At 67.4% G+C, this 15,789-nt stretch carries 16 protein-coding genes; 10 read left to right on the top strand and 6 right to left on the bottom strand.

The genetic code is table 11. The features are described 5' to 3' along the window. Window positions 1–344 precede the first annotated feature (344 nt). The gene (dnaA, locus tag AB0J09_RS03650; protein WP_360684511.1) at window positions 345–1,922 is read right to left on the bottom strand and encodes a chromosomal replication initiator protein DnaA; all 1,578 of its coding nucleotides are present in this window, start codon (window positions 1,920–1,922) and stop codon (window positions 345–347) included. Between the two features lie 446 nt (window positions 1,923–2,368). On the opposite strand from dnaA, the gene rpmH reads away from it, so the two are divergent. The 9 genes from rpmH (at window position 2,369) to AB0J09_RS03605 (ending at window position 9,424) form a co-directional block, all read left to right on the top strand. Next, on the top strand, window positions 2,369–2,506 hold the full coding sequence (rpmH, locus tag AB0J09_RS03645) for a 50S ribosomal protein L34 (RefSeq protein ID WP_360652485.1): 138 nt from the start codon (window positions 2,369–2,371) through the stop codon (window positions 2,504–2,506). Window positions 2,507–2,566: 60 nt separating this feature from the next. Beyond that, complete coding sequence (gene rnpA, locus AB0J09_RS03640; RefSeq protein WP_360684508.1) at window positions 2,567–2,929, top strand: ribonuclease P protein component; 363 nt, start codon at window positions 2,567–2,569, stop codon at window positions 2,927–2,929. Beyond that, the gene (gene yidD / locus AB0J09_RS03635; protein ID WP_360684505.1) at window positions 2,926–3,207 is read left to right on the top strand and encodes a membrane protein insertion efficiency factor YidD; all 282 of its coding nucleotides are present in this window, start codon (window positions 2,926–2,928) and stop codon (window positions 3,205–3,207) included. The genes rnpA and yidD overlap by 4 nt, the downstream gene beginning before the upstream one ends. 4 nt (window positions 3,208–3,211) lie before the next feature. Continuing rightward, window positions 3,212–4,138 carry a membrane protein insertase YidC gene (yidC, locus tag AB0J09_RS03630; protein WP_360684502.1) on the top strand — a complete coding sequence of 309 codons (927 nt, stop codon included), beginning with the start codon at window positions 3,212–3,214 and terminating at the stop codon, window positions 4,136–4,138. Between the two features lie 20 nt (window positions 4,139–4,158). Continuing rightward, window positions 4,159–4,647, top strand: coding sequence for a R3H domain-containing nucleic acid-binding protein (locus AB0J09_RS03625; RefSeq protein ID WP_344999698.1), 489 nt, complete (start codon window positions 4,159–4,161; stop codon window positions 4,645–4,647). 315 nt (window positions 4,648–4,962) lie between these two features. Beyond that, entirely contained in the window at window positions 4,963–5,634 is a 672-nt protein-coding gene (rsmG, locus tag AB0J09_RS03620) for a 16S rRNA (guanine(527)-N(7))-methyltransferase RsmG (protein ID WP_360684499.1), read from the top strand. 146 nt (window positions 5,635–5,780) lie between these two features. After that, entirely contained in the window at window positions 5,781–6,698 is a 918-nt protein-coding gene (locus tag AB0J09_RS03615; protein WP_360684496.1) for a ParA family protein, read from the top strand. 1,040 nt (window positions 6,699–7,738) lie between these two features. Continuing rightward, the gene (locus AB0J09_RS03610; RefSeq protein ID WP_360684493.1) at window positions 7,739–8,701 is read left to right on the top strand and encodes a ParB/RepB/Spo0J family partition protein; all 963 of its coding nucleotides are present in this window, start codon (window positions 7,739–7,741) and stop codon (window positions 8,699–8,701) included. Between the two features lie 492 nt (window positions 8,702–9,193). After that, window positions 9,194–9,424 (top strand): hypothetical protein, encoded by a 231-nt coding sequence (locus AB0J09_RS03605; protein WP_360684490.1) that lies wholly within the window; start codon window positions 9,194–9,196, stop codon window positions 9,422–9,424. On the opposite strand, the gene AB0J09_RS03600 is transcribed toward AB0J09_RS03605, so the two are convergent. The 3 genes from AB0J09_RS03600 to AB0J09_RS03590 form a co-directional block, all read right to left on the bottom strand. Next, a complete protein-coding gene (locus AB0J09_RS03600; protein WP_360684487.1) occupies window positions 9,417–10,463 on the bottom strand; it encodes a beta-eliminating lyase-related protein in 1,047 nt (348 codons plus the stop codon). The two genes, AB0J09_RS03605 and AB0J09_RS03600, sit on opposite strands and share 8 nt — an antisense overlap. 719 nt (window positions 10,464–11,182) lie before the next feature. Further along, entirely contained in the window at window positions 11,183–12,139 is a 957-nt protein-coding gene (locus AB0J09_RS03595) for a D-alanine--D-alanine ligase (RefSeq protein ID WP_360684484.1), read from the bottom strand. Between the two features lie 173 nt (window positions 12,140–12,312). Beyond that, window positions 12,313–13,545 (bottom strand): PLP-dependent aminotransferase family protein, encoded by a 1,233-nt coding sequence (locus tag AB0J09_RS03590; protein WP_360684622.1) that lies wholly within the window; start codon window positions 13,543–13,545, stop codon window positions 12,313–12,315. A 269-nt stretch (window positions 13,546–13,814) separates the two neighbouring features. On the opposite strand from AB0J09_RS03590, the gene AB0J09_RS03585 reads away from it, so the two are divergent. Continuing rightward, the gene (locus AB0J09_RS03585) at window positions 13,815–14,432 is read left to right on the top strand and encodes a GNAT family N-acetyltransferase (RefSeq protein ID WP_360684481.1); all 618 of its coding nucleotides are present in this window, start codon (window positions 13,815–13,817) and stop codon (window positions 14,430–14,432) included. A gap of 75 nt (window positions 14,433–14,507) precedes the next feature. Here the strand turns inward: AB0J09_RS03585 and trxA are convergent, their stop codons facing one another. Continuing rightward, window positions 14,508–14,822: a thioredoxin gene (trxA, locus tag AB0J09_RS03580; RefSeq protein ID WP_360684478.1), complete on the bottom strand. Its 315-nt coding sequence runs from the start codon at window positions 14,820–14,822 to the stop codon at window positions 14,508–14,510. A 10-nt stretch (window positions 14,823–14,832) separates the two neighbouring features. Next, complete coding sequence (trxB, locus tag AB0J09_RS03575; protein ID WP_360684475.1) at window positions 14,833–15,765, bottom strand: thioredoxin-disulfide reductase; 933 nt, start codon at window positions 15,763–15,765, stop codon at window positions 14,833–14,835. Window positions 15,766–15,789: the final 24 nt, after the last annotated feature.

Here is a 15,789-nt window from a genome sequence, read left to right as displayed (position 1 = left end):
TCCACTGGGGATGTGCGTGACGCCTGGGGAGAACTCGCGCTCCTGGGGATGGAGAGTCTTCACACACAGGCCGTCCCCAGATCTTGGTGCCTTCATCCACTGGTTATCCACGAGGTTTCCACAAGTTGTCCACGGGGTAAAAAGGACACTCCTGGAGTCCCAGATCGCCTGTTCACAGGCCGTCCACACGTTATCCACGAGTAGTCCCCAGGTTCTCCCCAGGGTGTCCCCAACCTTGTCCCCAGGGCCTGTGGGGGATTTTTTCGGGCATTGTGTGGCGAAGAGCCGGTGGGTTTTGGTGTTTTCGCAGATCCACAGTGTTTTCCACAGGCTGTGCATGACGTTCAGGCCCCGCGGGATGTCCGCTTGATACGCAATGTCAGCTCGTTGACCTGGTTGTACATCGACCTGCGCTCGGCGATGAGCGAGCGGATCTTCCGCTCCGCGTGCATGACAGTGGTGTGGTCGCGACCGAACTGCTGGCCTATTTTGGGCAGCGACAACTCGGTCAGCTCGCGCGCCAGATACATGGCGATCTGCCGGGCGGTGACGAGCGCCCGGCTGCGCGAGGTGCCGCACAGGTCATCGATGCTGATGCCGAAGTATTGAGCGGTCTCGGTCATGATCGCCGCAATGGTGATCTCGGTGTCGGACTCCGTGGTGATCAGGTCCTTGAGCACCACCTCGGCGAGCTGCAGATCCACGCCCTGCCTGTTGAGGCTGGCGAAGGCGGTGACCCTGATCAGGGCGCCCTCGAGCTCGCGGATGTTGGTGGAGATGCGGCTGGCGATGTACTCCAGCACCTCGGGCGGCGCGGCCAGGCCCTCCTGGATGGCCTTCTTCCTGAGGATCGCGATCCGGGTCTCCAGCTCGGGCGGCTGCACGTCCGTGATCAGGCCCCACTCGAACCGGTTACGCAGCCGGTCCTCCAGCGTGGTCAGCTGCTTGGGCGCGCGGTCGCTGGAGATGACGATCTGCTTGTTGGCGTTGTGGAGGGTGTTGAACGTGTGGAAGAACTCCTCCTGCGTCTGCTCCTTGCCCTCCAGGAACTGGATGTCGTCCACAAGCAGGATGTCGATCGCCCGGTAGCGCCCGCGGAAGCCGTCGGCCTTGTGGTCGCGGATGCTGTTGATGAAGTCGTTGGTGAACTCTTCGGAGCTCACGTATCTGACCCGCGCGCCGTCGTACAGGCTCTGTGCATAGTGCCCGATCGCGTGCAGCAGGTGCGTCTTCCCCAGCCCCGAGTCGCCGTAAATGAAGAGCGGGTTGTACGCCTTCGCGGGGGATTCGGCCACCGCCACGGCGGCAGCATGAGCGAACCTGTTGCTGGCCCCGATGACGAATGTCTCGAATGTGTACTTCTGGTTGAGCCTGGCCGGTTCGCTGGGCTTGGTGCTCTTCGCTTCCCACCGGTTCGGCGCCGGCTCGGGCTCTTTCTCCACAGGCGGTGTGTACGGCTGCGCCTGTTCAAAAGAGAAGCCGGGCTGTGGATATTCGGTGGATATCTGGGGCTGCTCAGGCTGTGGAGAATAGAACTGAGGCGGCTCGGAGGCCTGCTGGTGCTGCGATTGCGAGGGCTGTGCGTAACGCGGCTGGCTCTCCACATTCTGGGGATAACTCTGAGTCACAGGCTGTTGATGAGCGTCGCGCGGCGGCTGCTCCGGCGCCGTGGTGTCGATCATCACGGCCAGCCGCATGTTCTGGCCGAGCTCCTGTGACAGCGCGTGCGCCACGAGCGGGCGCAACTTGCCCTCGATGAGGTCCTTGAGGAAGTCGTTGGGGACGCCGAGCACGATGGTGTCGTTGGCCAGCGCGATCGGGCGGACCATGGCCAGCCACGTGCGCTGCTGGATCGGCACGTTCTCGTTGAGGAAGTTACCCAGGGCCCTCGCCCATACCGTGCCGAGGTCGACACCGTTCATGGTGCGGTCCCCCCTCCTCCCTCTCGCGGCCCCCCGCGATCGTTTATCCACATGCGCGGCCGCCCGCTGTGATCGGCGGCCCCTTCGTCCACAGCGTGGAGCCCGGGCTTCCCGCCCAGGTCCTCCACAGGAGATCCACAAGTTGTGCACAGCCTTGGGGCGGGTCCGGAAGGGCCGACAGTATCCATGTGCACAGCTGTGTTCAAGCGTTGTCCACAGCCTAGTGGTACCTGGGTGCACATACTGTGGACACCGGTCTGGCAGTGGAAAAGTCGCCTGTGGAAAGGTGGATAACCCGTCCAGTTTGACCTGGACGGTGGTTCCCCCGTAACGTACGACGGTCGGCTTGTCACGCGACGGCTATTTCGCGTGCCCTCGCTTCCTTGGCAGGCCATCCATGTGTGTTAGGCGCCCTAGCGGCGCACCATCAAGCCTGGAGCCCACCCGTGAGCAAGCGTACTTTCCAGCCGAACAACCGTCGCCGCGCGAAGACCCACGGCTTCCGGCTGCGGATGCGCACCCGGGCCGGTCGCGCCATTCTCGCCGCCCGTCGCAGCAAGGGCCGCGAGAAGCTGTCGGCCTGACCGTCCCGCGCGTTTCTGCGCCCGCCGGTGGATCTCACCGGCGGGCGATAGGCGTATACGGTGCTGTCTAGTCAATCCCGCATGCGGCGCGGGATGGAGTTCGATGCGGCGGTCAGGCGCGGCAAACGCGCTGGTCGCCCTACTCTGGTGGTGCATTTTGCCATTTCGGGGGAAGAGTCCCCTCGGGTGGGTTTCGTAGTGAGCAAGGCCGTTGGTGACGCCGTGACCAGGAATACGGTCAAGCGACGGCTCCGACACCTGATGCGGGACCGTCTCGACCGGCTGCCGCGAGGTAGCCTGCTGGTGGTACGCGCCAATCCACCGGCCGCGTCCGCGCGATTCGAGCACTTGGCCGCCGAGCTCGACTCCGCGCTGGAACGTTTGCTCAGGCGGCGCGAGTCCTCGACGGGTGGACAAAAATGACGGAGCAGCCGCAAGGGGTGACGCCGAGCCTCGCAGCTCGAGCGCTGATCATCCCGATCCGGTTCTACCGGGCCTTCATCGGCCCGATGCTCGGTCCACGCTGCCGTTTCTACCCGTCGTGCAGTGCATATGGACTCGAGGCGATTGCTACGCACGGAGCACTGCGCGGCACTTGGCTGACTGTCCGGCGCATCGGGCGGTGCCATCCATTCCATCCCGGAGGTATAGACCCGGTGCCCCCACGCCCGGTCCGGTCCCACGAAACGCAAGGGAGATAGCTCGGTGGAGCTGTCCTGGCTCAACTGGCTGTACACAGCCGTCGCCCAAGTCATCACCTGGATCCACCAGGCATACAGCACGGTGCTCGACCCGAACAGCGGCTTGACCTGGGCGCTCACCATCATCACGCTGACCATCTGCATGCGGATCCTGATCTTCCCGCTGTTCCTCAAGCAGATGCGCTCGTCGCGAAAGATGCAGGAGCTGGCGCCGAAGGTCCAGGAGCTCCGCAAGCGCTACAAGAACGACAAGCAGCGCATGAACCAGGAGGTCATGGCGCTCTACCAAGGAGCGGGCGCCAACCCCCTCGGCGGCTGCCTCCCTGTCGTGGCGCAGTTCCCGATCTTCATCTCGATGTTCACCGTGTTGCGGGCGATCGCCGCGGACCAGCCGAAGTTCGGGATGACGCAGGAGCTGGTCGACAGCGCCAAGCAGGCCCTCATCCTGGGAGCCCCGCTTCCCACCACGTTCTTCGAGGCCTCCCACGTCGGCGAGAAGATCGTCATCGGTTTCTTCGTCGCGATCAGCTCGTGCACCACGTTCCTCACGGTCCGGCAGAGCGTCACCCGCTCCATGGCCCAGATGCCGGACAACCCGATGGCGCAGCAGCAGAAGATCCTGATGTACATCTCGCCGCTGTTCGCCTTCTTCAGCCTGAACTTCCCGCTCGGTCTGATCATGTACTGGGTCACCACCAACCTGTGGACGCTCGGCCAGCAGCACTGGTTCTACAGCCGGCACCCGATGCCGCAGTTCGACGCCAAGGGCAACCCGGTCATCGTGCAGCCCAAGCCGAGCCTGATCGCCAAGCTTCGCAAGACCACGCCGGAAGAAGAGCAGGCGCCTCCGCCCTCGCCGGAGCCTAAGATCGTCAGGCAGCAGCCAAGCCGCCAGTCCCGCAGCAAGCGCACCGGCAGCAAGAAGTCTTGAACATGAAGGAGAGGCCGGCCATGACCGAGGCCGAGCAGGAGAAGGCTCCTGATCTCAACGCGCTGGAGCAGGAAGGCGAGATCGCTGCCGACTACGTCGAGGGCCTTCTCGACATCGCCGACATCGACGGAGACATCGACATGGACGTCGAGGGGGACCGCGCCATGGTCTCCGTCGTGGGTCTCAAGGGCAACGAACTCGTAGGCCCCGGGGGAGAGGTCCTGGAGGCGCTGCAGGAGCTGACCCGCCTGGCCGTGCACCGGCAGACCGGCGAGCGCTCCAGGCTGATGCTCGACGTCGGCGGCTACCGCGAGCGTCGCAGGGCCGAGCTGACCAAGCTGGGCACTGAGGTCGCCAACCAGGTCAAGGACCGGGGCGAGCCGAAGTCGCTGCAGCCGATGACGCCCTTCGAGCGCAAGATCGTCCACGACGCGGTGGCGGCCGCCGGGCTCCGTAGCGAGTCCGAGGGTGAGGAGCCGCATCGCTACGTGGTGGTCCTGCCCGCCTGAGGAGTGTTACGCCATCCGATCCGGCCGTCTGCCCGCTCGCACGCGAGGCGGACGGCCGTTTCTCATTTGTGCTCTTTCATCCCTGTACGTCCATCTGAACGTGCGTATGTGCGCGCACGCCCCTTGTTAGCGTTCTCCCGCTCGGACGAGCCATACCGACGGCGGCGTGCTCAAAGGTCGCTTTCAGAGCGGCCCGCTAGTCTTCCACTGTGATCTCACCTCTAGCCTTGGGGTAGAGACCACTCGCAACAGATCAACGCCGGGCTGTTCCCCGCCGAGCCAGGACGGATCAGTCTCAGAAAGGGCCACCGACCAGTGAGCGATGAGCTTCCGGCGCCGCCGGACATAGCGCGGGACGTCTTCGCCGGGGAGGCTTGGGATCGCGCGAACGCGTTCGCCGAGCTGCTGGCAGGGCCCGGCGTGGTCCGCGGGCTCCTGGGCCCGCGTGAGGTGCCCAGGATCTGGGATCGCCACCTGCTCAACTGCGCGGTCGTGGCTGAGGTCGTGCCGCCGGAGGTGCGCCTGGTGGACATCGGGTCCGGCGCCGGGCTGCCCGGGCTCGTGCTGGCGATCGTCCGCCAGGACATCACTGTCACGCTCCTGGAGCCGCTGCTCCGCCGTACCGTGTTCCTGGAGGAGTGTGTCGAGGCGCTCAAGCTCGACAACGTCGAGGTGCTGCGCGCGCGGGCGGAGGAGCTGGCGGGCAAGCGCGAGTTCGACGTCGCCAGTGCCCGCGCGGTGGCGCCGCTCGACCGCCTCCTGAAGTGGGCCATGCCGCTGCTCCGCGAGGGCGGCGAACTGATCGCCATGAAGGGGGAGCGCGCCGAGGCGGAGCTTGCCGAGGCGGAGACCCAATTGCGGGCCAGCGGAGTCCGATCGGCCGAGCTCGTGACTGTCGGGCGCGGTAAGGTCGAGCCGCCTGCAACATTGGTTCGGGTGGTAGCGGGTCGCGCGCCAGAGCAAGTCGGGCGGCGACGAAGGAGGTGACGGTTGTGCCAGTCGCGTCAAGCGGTCTTGGCTGGCCGGGCAGCCGTCCGTCTGAGAGTCCAAGCGGGGTTGGCTGGCCCGAAAAGGGCGTGTCGCGACAGTCAAATCCCGACACCGGCACACCACTGGTTGAAAGGATGGCCATCGTGACCCAGACCCCCCTGAACCCCGGTGATTCGCCGTTGGTACGAGAGGCGCTCAGCTCAGTGGTTTCACGTGAAACATCTGCAACCCCGACCGCCGCCCAGACCCCCAGCGACGGGGACGGCACCTGGCCGCGGCCGCCCAAGACCAGGGTGATCGCGGTGGCCAACCAGAAGGGCGGCGTGGGCAAGACCACCACGTCGGTGAACATCGCCGCCGCCCTGTCCATGCACGGCCAGCGGGTCCTCGTGGTGGACCTCGACCCCCAGGGCAACGCCTCCACGGCACTAGCCACGGAGCACCGAGGCGACGTGCCGGACGTCTATCAGGTCCTCGTCGACGACCTTCCGATGGCGGACATCGTCAAGCAGGTCCCCGACATGCCGAACCTCTATTGCGCACCGGCCACCATCGACCTCGCGGGCGCGGAGATCGAACTGGTCTCCTTGGTGGCCAGGGAAGCCCGCCTCCGGCGCGCGCTGGCGGCGTACGAAGGGGTCGATCTGGACTACATCGTGATCGATTGCCCGCCGTCGCTGGGCCTGCTGACGGTGAACGCGTTGGTGGCGGCGGAAGAGGTCATGATCCCCATCCAGTGCGAGTACTACGCCCTGGAGGGGCTCGGGCAGCTCCTCAGGAACGTGGACCTGATCCGGGCCCACCTGAACCCGACGCTGAAGCTCTCGACCATCGTCCTGACGATGTACGACGGGCGCACCCGTCTGGCCTCACAGGTGGCGGACGAAGTGCGGGCGCACTTCGGCGACACGGTGCTCAACACCGTGATCCCGCGCAGCGTGCGCCTGTCCGAGGCGCCCAGCTACGGTCAGTCGGTGATGACGTACGACCCGGGGTCGAGCGGGGCGATGGCGTACATGGACGCGGCCCGCGAGATCGCCCACCGCGCCGCCGTGTCCTGACCGCCCCTCGCCGCCGCCCTTTCTACCTCTGAACCCGGGCCACGCCCATCCAGGTCCGCTCGGGTCCGCTCGGCAGTGCCGCCTGCATGCCGTACGGATATTCAGCCTGCCCGCGTGCGCTCAAAGAGTCCCGCAGCGCGCCCAATGAGCCCCGCCCCGCCAACGACTGGACCGCTGCTGCGGAGACGTGCGCTGATTTGCCTCGCTATGTCCCACTAGCGCCGGCCCCCGGACTGAGAGCACGACCCAGCGAGCCTGAGGGGCCGTGAGACGGCAGTCCCGCAAGCTGAGGCGGGCGAGACGATGGGATGGCCGAGCGGCTGGACGGTGAGACGTGAGACGCCGGGTCCGTGAGGCGGCGGGGCGAGAAGGCCGGGCGGCGGGGCGGCGAGGCAGCGGCGGTATGGCGCGCCCGTGAAATGGCGGGCGGCGAGACGACGGCGCGGCTCGGCGGCGGGCCTGTGAGGTGGCGGGCGGAGTCGGCCAGGCGGTGAGATGGCTAGCCCGTGAGATATGAGCGCGGCGAGAAGGCCGGGCGGCGGGACGGGGCAGGAGGCGGAACAGCGCCACTCCCGATAGCGATCCCGCTGGGTGGGCGAGTGAGCAAGCCGGCCGAGCGTAGGCAACGCGACCAGGCGGCGGGGTACCGAGCTGGCCAGGTGACGGGGCGGCTGGGTGGCGGGGGCGGCACCAAGCGGTTCGGCCGAGTGGCGGGCAAGCGATTCGGCCAGGCGGCGATTGGGCGATTCGGCTGGGCGGCCAGGCGGCTAGGCGGCGAGCCGGCAGGGCGGCACCAAGCGATTCGGCCGGGCGCAGGCAGCCGTGAGGTAGTCCGGGGCGGCCGTGGCATTGGGTCGGCGGCGGGATGGAGGGCCCGGCGCAGGCGGACATGACTGGGGGTAGGCGGTCGTTGGGTTGGTTTGTGGCCGTGTCGGTGTAAATACCGCGGGCTGGTGTGTGGCGAGGGGGCACCGTGCGGGGCGTGCAACGGTAACCTCTCCTGGAGTGACCGGAATCGACCGGGTGGATGAGGAGACGCAGTGAGTCAGCAGCGGCGGGGATTGGGCAAGGGGCTCGGGGCACTCATCCCGACCGGTCCCATCGTTGACGGTTCGGGGACGGTGCCGGCTCCGTCGAACGGTTCAACGGGGGAGACAGGCCCAAGGCCGATCGCCGGAGCGTACTTCAAGGAGGTCGCGCTAGACGCGATCGTCCCCAATCCGCGCCAGCCGCGTGAGGTCTTTGACGAGGAGCGCCTTGAAGAGCTGGCGGCGTCCATCCGGGAGGTCGGGCTCCTGCAGCCGATCGTGGTCCGGTCGGTTGGAGGCGGCCAGTACGAGTTGATCATGGGGGAGCGGCGCTGGCGAGCGTGCCAGCAGGTCGGATTGGACCCGGTTCCGGCGATCGTCCGCAACACCCAGGACACCGATCTCCTCCGGGACGCGCTCATTGAGAACCTTCAGCGTGAGCAACTGAACGCCCTCGAAGAGGCCGCGGCCTATCAGCAACTCCTCGATGACTTCCAGGCGACGCACGAGCAGCTGGCCCAGAAAGTCGGCCGCTCCCGCTCTCACATCACCAACACTCTCCGCCTCCTCAACCTCCCGCCCGAAGTCCAGCGCACGGTGGCCGCCGGCGTCATCAGCGCGGGTCACGCGCGGGCCCTCCTCGGACTCAACAGCCCCGAGGAGCAGATGCAGCTGGCCAAGCGCATCGTGGCAGAGCTGCTCTCGGTCCGCGCGGTGGAGGAGATCGTGGCCATGGGGAGCGCCAAGGCCGCGAAGAAGCCCACCCGCGAGCGCCAGGTGGCCAAGCCCACGGCTCCCGGCCTGACCCATCTTGCCGACCGTCTCTCGGATCACTTCGAGACCAAGGTGAAGGTGGACTTGGGGCGGCGCAAGGGGCGCATCGTCGTCGAGTTCGCCACGATCGACGACCTTGAGCGCATCATCGGCACCATGGCACCGGAAGCCGTCCGCGCGATGCGAGAAGCCGAAGACTAGATCTCTCTGTTTCACGTGAAACACGAACCAACGCCGCCCAGCCTCGGAGCTGATGTTTCACGTGAAACGAGGCCCGCTGTCGGGGCTGATGGGCCGCACTCTGGAGGTTGGCGGCGGCGTGGTGGTGGCGGCGGCTCCTGCGGGTCGGGGATGGCGCGGGAGGGCGCTTGTCCCTTGCGAAATGCACCCGCCGAACGCCCGGTGGTCTTCGGTGACTTCCGCCCCGAAGACGCGACACCGAAGTCCCCACTTTCTAGGGGCTGATGACCTCTCGAGGGAGGCCCGCACCTTCCGGCTGAGGGTCCGCACCTTTCGACCTGGAGGCCCGCACCTTCCGGCTGAGGGCCCGCACCTCCGGGCGATGTGCCGCATGGCGCTCGGCCGACGGGGGCTGCTGCTCGCCGCGTGCGCGCCCCGACGTGGCGCTTTTGTCGGGGGTGATGTTTCACGTGAAACGCGGCGCTCGCTCTCCGTCTAGCGTCTCTTCTGACGATGGCGATGGCGATGGCGATGGCGATGGCGATGGCGATGGCGATGGCGATGGCGATGGCGATGGCGATGGCGATGGCGATGGCGATGGCGATGAGCGCAAGGCGTCTGCCCTCGGTCGCGGTTTCACGTGAAACATGCGACTCGGGGCGGAGCCCGAGGGTGGCGCCATGGCGGTTCTCGGGCGGCGTGTTTCACGTGAAACCGCGACCGTTGTGGCGCGGGGCTACCTGACGGCAGCCTTGTGGATGTCGGCCAGGAAGTCGTCTACGTGTTCCGGGGTCGTGTCGAAGGCGGCCATCCACCGGACGACGCCCGTGGGCTCGTCCCAGTAGTGGAAGAGGTAGCGGCTCTGGAGGGTCTCCGCGACGGCGGGCGGGAGGGTGGCGAAGACGGCGTTGGACTCGACCGGGTAGGTCAGGGAGACGCCAGGCACGTCGGCTATGCCGTTCGCCAGGCGCGCGGCCATCTCGTTGGCGTGCGCCGCGTTCTCCTGCCACAGGTCGTCTGTCAGTAGCGCCGAGAGCTGAGCCGAGACGAAACGCATCTTCGAGGCGAGCTGGAGCGACTGGCGGCGGAGGTACGGGAGGCCGGGGGTGAGTGAAGGGTCGAGGATGACCACCGCCTCCGCGGCCAGGGCGCCGTTCTTGGTGCCGCCGAAGCTGAACACGTCCACCCCGGCGTCCGTCGTGATGGCCCTCAGGTCGCAGTTGAGATAGGCGGCCGCGTTGGCGAGCCTGGCGCCGTCCACGTGGAGCCGTAGGCCGGCCTCGTGCGCGGTCTCAGCGAGGGCGGCGATCTCGTCGGGGGAGTAGCAGGTGCCGAACTCCGTGGCTTGGGAGATGGAGACGACTGATGGCTGGGATTCGTGTGGGTTGCCGATCACACCCAGGCGGTACTTGATGTCGTCCGGGCGGAGCTTGCCGTCCTCGGTGGGAATCGTCATCAGCTTGACGCCGAGCAGACGCTCCGCCGCTCCCGTTTCATGGGTGGCGATGTGGGCGCTGTCGGCACAGAGAATGGAGTCGTAACGGCCGAGCATCAAGGCCAGCCCGACCATATTGGCGCCCGCCCCGTTGAGCACCGCGAATCCTTCGGCGCCCGGGCCGAACACCTCCTTGATCTTGTCCTCGAACACCGAGGTCCACCTGTCGTCACCGTACGCGGGCGCGTCTCCGTGGTTGGCGGCGGCTATGGCTTCCAGGACGGTCGGGTGCACGCCTGCGTGGTTGTCGCTGGCAAAGCTCTTGGGGTACATCGAATCGATCAGCACACGGTAAGGCTACTTACTCACCTTCGACCGGCGTCCTGCCCCATCGTTTGGTATGGGCCGAGGGGTCGAGGGGGATGGATTGGGCGTGCCACACCGGTGCCGCGCTCGATGCCAAATTGGGCGGCGTGGCGGCGGTCCCGCCGATGGACGACACGCCAGCGGATGCGATGGCTGAGCGCCTGAGGGGGGAGGGCACTTTGCGTCTCCGGTGGCGCTTCCGGGGCGAGGCGCCGCTACGGTGCTGCAGGCTGTCTTCCATGCGGTGCCGTGCCGGTCGCTGTCTGGTGGTGCCGTGTCGGCCGCTGTGCGGTGGTGTCGTCTCGGCCGCTGTCCCGTGGTGCCGTGTCGGGCGTGTGCCGCGCTGATGCCGCGTTGGGGCGCGTGCCTGACGGTGTCGCGTTGGGCGCTTATCCGACGGTGCCGTGACGGGCGTCCACATGGCGGTGCCGCCGTGGGCGCGTCTGCGGGGCGATGTCGTGCCCGGCGTGTGCCGCGTGGTGCTGTGCCTGTCACGTGGCGGTGCTGTGCAGGGCGTGCGCCGGGTGGCGTCGTGGCGTGCATCCGCTTGGCGACGGCGTGCCGCGTCGAGGCGCCCCTCAGACTGTGACCCCGTCTCGCGGTAGGGACCGGCGAGCAGGGTCGCGCCGCTGGACGGCGCCATCGGCGGGCCCACCAGGCAGTGCGGTGAGCGAAGAGGTCCCCAGGAGGCGGAGAGAGGGCTAGGCGTGGGAGCGGGCTGCCGCGTTCTGGAGGAGGGTGCGGCAGAGGTCGCCCAGGTCCTGGCCGGCGGCTTCGGCGGCCATCGGCAGGAGCGACGTCTCCGTCATCCCCGGCGCCACGTTGACCTCAAGGAAGTGCGGGTTGCCCGCCGCGTCGACGATCAGATCCGTACGGGAGATGTCGCGGAGACCGAGCGCCGTGTGGGCGGTTACCGCCGTCTCCGCGCAGGCCGCGGCCGCCTGGGCGGAAAGGCGGGCGGGAGCGAAGAACTCCGTGTGCCCGGCCGTGTAGCGGGCCGCGTAGTCATAGACGCCCTCGTCCGGGACGATCTCAACGGCCGGCAGGGCCACCGGGCCGTTGCCCAGGTCCACGACGGAGACCGCCACCTCCACGCCCTCCACGTAACGCTCGATCAGCGCAGTGTCGCCGTACGCGAAGCAGCCGACCATCGCGGCGGGGAGCTCCTCCGCCGTGCGGACGATCGAGGCGCCCAGCGCCGACCCGCCCCGGGCGGGCTTGACGAACAGGGGGAGGCCGAGTCGCTCCACGATGCGGCCCAGCACCACCGTGGCGCCGAGGTCGTGGAACGTCTCCTTCGGCAGCGTGACCGACTCCGGCGTCTGCAGGCCGACGGAGCGTACGACGGCCTTGGCGGTGGGCTTGTCGAAGGCCACCCGGCACGCGTCAGGGTCGGCGCCCACGTACGGGACGGTGAGCAGCTCCAGGACGGAACGGATCGCGCCGTCCTCACCCGCGCCACCATGGAGGGTCACGAACACCGCGTCCGGCGGGTCCGCGAGGATGGACGGCACGAGGGAGGCGTCGGTGTCGCGAGTCTCCACATCGACGCCCGCCGCACGCAGCACCTCGCTGACTCGGCGACCGGAGCGAAGGGACACCTCTCGCTCGTAGGAGAGGCCTCCGGCCAGCACGAGCACGTGGCCCAGATCGCTCATCACTTCTCCTCCGCTGATCGCACGCGCCGCTGTCCAACCGTACCGCCATGGGGTCGTCGCCCGGCACGGTGGCGACGCCTGGCGCGTCCGCTCGGTGGCGTGCGGAGGATTCAGAGCGCCAGGCGTCTGCGATGCCCGGAGGGGGCGGCGCGATCACGCCGCCCGAGAACGCGCTAGGCCAAGTCCGGGCCGGGAGTGTCGACGCCCAGGTGGTCGCGGATCGAGCTGGTGCCGAAGGTGTCCCTCAGCTGCATCTCCTGCTCGATCACCCCGGCCAGCCGCCGCACTCCTTCCCGGATCCGGTCAGGTTCGGGGTAGCAGTACGACAGCCGCATATGCCGGGCGCCGCTCCCGTCCGAGTAGAACCCGGTCCCGGGCACGAACGCGACCCGCTCGGCCACCGCCCGCGGCAGGATGGCCTTCGAGTCGAGCCCCTCGGGCAGGGTCGCCCAGACGAAGAAGCCCCCGGCGGGGCGGGTCCAGGTGACCTCGGGGGGCATCAGGGAACCGAGCGCGTCCAGGAGCGCGTCGCGGCGCTCGCGGTAGAGCTCCCTGAACGACTTGATCTGCTCCTGCCATGGCTGCGTGGCGAGGTACTGGCCCACGGCGAGCTGGGTGAACGAGGAGTGTGAGAGCACGGCCGACTCCATGGCCAGCACGAGCTTGTCGCGGACGGCGTGCGGGGCCAGCGCCCAGCCGACGCGGAATCCGGGGGCGAGCGTCTTGGAGAACGACCCCAGGTAGACCACGCCGTCCGGATTGTCGGCCCGAAGGGCCCGCATGGGCTCCCCGTCGAACCCCAGCAGTCCGTACGGGTTGTCCTCGATGATCAGGACCCCGGCCCGCTGGCAGATGTCGAGCACCTGCTGCCGGCGGGCGATGTTCAGGGTGACGCCGCCCGGGTTGTGGAAGGTCGGGATCGTGTAGAGGAACTTGATGGGCGCCCCGGCCGTCTCCAGCGCGTAGATGGTCTGGGCCAGCGACTCGGGCACGATGCCCTGATCGTCCATGGCGATATGAACGACTTTGGCCTGGTAGGCGGAGAAAGTGCCCAGCGCGCCCACGTACGAGGGACCCTCGGCGAGCACCACGTCGCCCGGGTCGATGAAGATGCGTGTGATCAGGTCGAGGGCCTGCTGCGAACCGACGGTGACGACCACGTCGTTCGCCCCGGCATGAATCCCCTCCAGCCGCATGACCTCGCAGATCTGCTCGCGCAGATGAAGGTCGCCCTGGCCGGAACCGTACTGCAGCGCGACGGTGCCGCGCCTGGTGACGAGGTCGGAGACCAGCTCGCCGACCATGTCGAGGGGAAGAGCCGTGACGTACGGCATGCCGCCGGCGAGCGAGACCACCTCGGGCCTCGACGCGACGGCGAAAAGAGCTCGGATCTCGGAGGCGACCATCCCGGTAGCTCGCGCGGCGTACCGATCGACGTATGCGTCGATGCGCGACCCTTGAGTCGCGGGTGTCTGACCGTGATCCAGCTCTCCTGTCACGGCCCACCTCCTAGGTGTCATATCGGACTGAAATACCAGATTACGCTAACCGGACATGTCGCCCGTGACGGGCTCGACCGTCGTGGTGTCCGCTGGCCACATCTCCACTGGGCTACGATGCCACCTGTGGACGCGGTTTTCGCGCGCTTTTCCGGGTCAACGACAGGGGGCCGTAGTTGTCGCGCCGGCTGGTCAACATAACCCTGGACAATCTCGAAGATCTGCCGCGGCGCTGCCGTCGGTGCGTGTTCTGGGAGCTCGATCCGGTCAGCGGGGAGCGGGCGGTCGAGTCAGGCGATCCCGGGCTGGAGAAGGAGGCCTGGATCTCCGGCACACTGCTCGAGTGGGGCAGCTGCGGGAAAATCCTGTATGTCGACGGGGTCCCTGCGGGGTTCGTGCTCTACAGCCCGCCGCTCTACAGCCCTCGTTCCGTGGCCTTCCCCACTTCGCCGGTCAGCGCCGACGCGGTGCTGCTCATGACGGCGCACATCATTCCGGAGTTCTCGGGTGGCGGGCTGGGGCGAATGCTCATTCAGGGCGTGGCCAAAGACCTGACCAGGCGCGGAGTGAAAGCCATTGAAGCTTTTGGCGACCTCAAGTGGGAAGAGCCTAGTTGCGTAGTTCCGGCGGAATACTTGCTTTCTGTTGGTTTTAAGACTGTTCGTCCCCATTTGCGGTTTCCGCGGCTCCGGCTGGAACTCAAGACCGCCGTCTCGTGGCGTGAGGACGTCGAGGTGGCTTTGGAGCGCCTCCTAGGCTCCATGAGTCCAGAACGCGCGCTACGTCCCGTCTGACGACCGCTCAGGGCCGTACAACGCGAAAGCCCCCCGCCAAGGGCGGGGGCCAGGCGCGCGCCGCGGGAGAGCGGACTAGATGATGCCGTCGAGCTCGCGCAGCAGCATGGCCTTCGGCTTGGCGCCGATGATCTGCTTCACGACCTCTCCGTTCTTGTAGACGTTCATCGTCGGGATCTGGAGCACACCGTACTGGCGCGGCACTTCCGGGTTCTCGTCGATGTTGAGCTTGACGATCTCCAGCTTGTCGCCGTGCTCGTTGGCGATCTCCTGGAGGATGGGCGCGACCTGACGGCACGGGCCGCACCACTCCGCCCAGAAATCGACCAGCACGGGCTTGTCGTTCTTGAGGACGTCAGCTTCGAAAGAGGCGTCGGTGACAGCCTTCACGGTGCGCTCCTTACTTCTCGGTGTTGGCCAGCCAGCGCTCGGAGTCGAGCGAGGCCGCGCAGCCGGTGCCGGCCGCGGTGATGGCCTGGCGGTAGGTGTGGTCGACGACGTCTCCCGCGGCGAACACGCCGTCGATGTTGGTCGCCGTGGACGGCGAGGCCACCTTGACGTAGCCGTCATCGTCGAGATCGATCTGCCCCTTGACCAGCTCGGTACGCGGATCGTGCCCGATGGCCAGGAACAACGCGTCAGTGGCCAGCTCGCATTCCTCGCCGGTCTTGACGTTGCGCAGCTTCACGGCCTCGACATGGGTGTCGCCGAGTACGTCGACGACCTCGGAGTCCCAGACGAAGCGGATCTTCTCGTTCGCGTACGCCCGCTCCTGCATGATCTTGCTGGCCCGCAGCGAGTCGCGGCGGTGCACCACCGTCACCATGCGGCCGAACCTGGTGAGGAACGTGGCCTCCTCCATCGCCGTGTCGCCACCGCCGACCACCACGATGTCCTTGTTGCGGAAGAAGAAGCCGTCACAGGTCGCGCACCAGGACACGCCGTGCCCCGACAGGCGCTTCTCGTTCTGAAGGCCGAGCTCCCGATAGCCGGAGCCCATCGCCAGGATGACGGACTTGGCGTAGTAGGTGTCGGTGTGGGTCTTGACGACCTTGGGGTTCGCCTCCAGGTCCACCTCGACCACGTCGTCGGCCACCAGCTCGGCACCGAACCGCTCCGCCTGCTTGCGCAGGTTGTCCATGAGGTCGGGGCCCATGATGCCGTCGGGGAAACCCGGGAAGTTCTCCACGTCGGTGGTGTTCATGAGCGCACCCCCCGCCGTGACGGAGCCTTCGAAGATCAGCGGCTTGAGCTCGGCGCGCGCGGAGTAGACGGCCGCGGTGTAGCCAGCTGGGCCGGATCCTATGATGATCACGTTACGAACGTCGCTCAACGCTCCACGCCTTCCTCGTCTGCT

Origin of the sequence: Nonomuraea sp. NPDC049784 (assembly GCF_040659615.1) — a bacterium.
In the GTDB taxonomy this organism is placed as follows: Bacteria; Actinomycetota; Actinomycetes; order Streptosporangiales; family Streptosporangiaceae; genus Nonomuraea.
This window is presented reverse-complemented; position numbering and strand designations above follow the sequence as displayed.

What these genes read in the sequence shown, in the direction of transcription:
- AB0J09_RS03590 (WP_360684622.1), bottom strand. Translation starts at nt 13,545, where the DNA reads ATGGTCGCCTCCGAGATCCGAGCTCTTTTCGCCGTCGCGTCGAGGCCC.
- yidD (WP_360684505.1), top strand. Translation starts at nt 2,926, where the DNA reads ATGACGGAGCAGCCGCAAGGGGTGACGCCGAGCCTCGCAGCTCGAGCG.
- dnaA (WP_360684511.1), bottom strand. Translation starts at nt 1,922, where the DNA reads ATGAACGGTGTCGACCTCGGCACGGTATGGGCGAGGGCCCTGGGTAAC.
- AB0J09_RS03625 (WP_344999698.1), top strand. Translation starts at nt 4,159, where the DNA reads ATGACCGAGGCCGAGCAGGAGAAGGCTCCTGATCTCAACGCGCTGGAG.
- AB0J09_RS03605 (WP_360684490.1), top strand. Translation starts at nt 9,194, where the DNA reads ATGGCGATGGCGATGGCGATGGCGATGGCGATGGCGATGGCGATGGCG.
- AB0J09_RS03595 (WP_360684484.1), bottom strand. Translation starts at nt 12,139, where the DNA reads ATGAGCGATCTGGGCCACGTGCTCGTGCTGGCCGGAGGCCTCTCCTAC.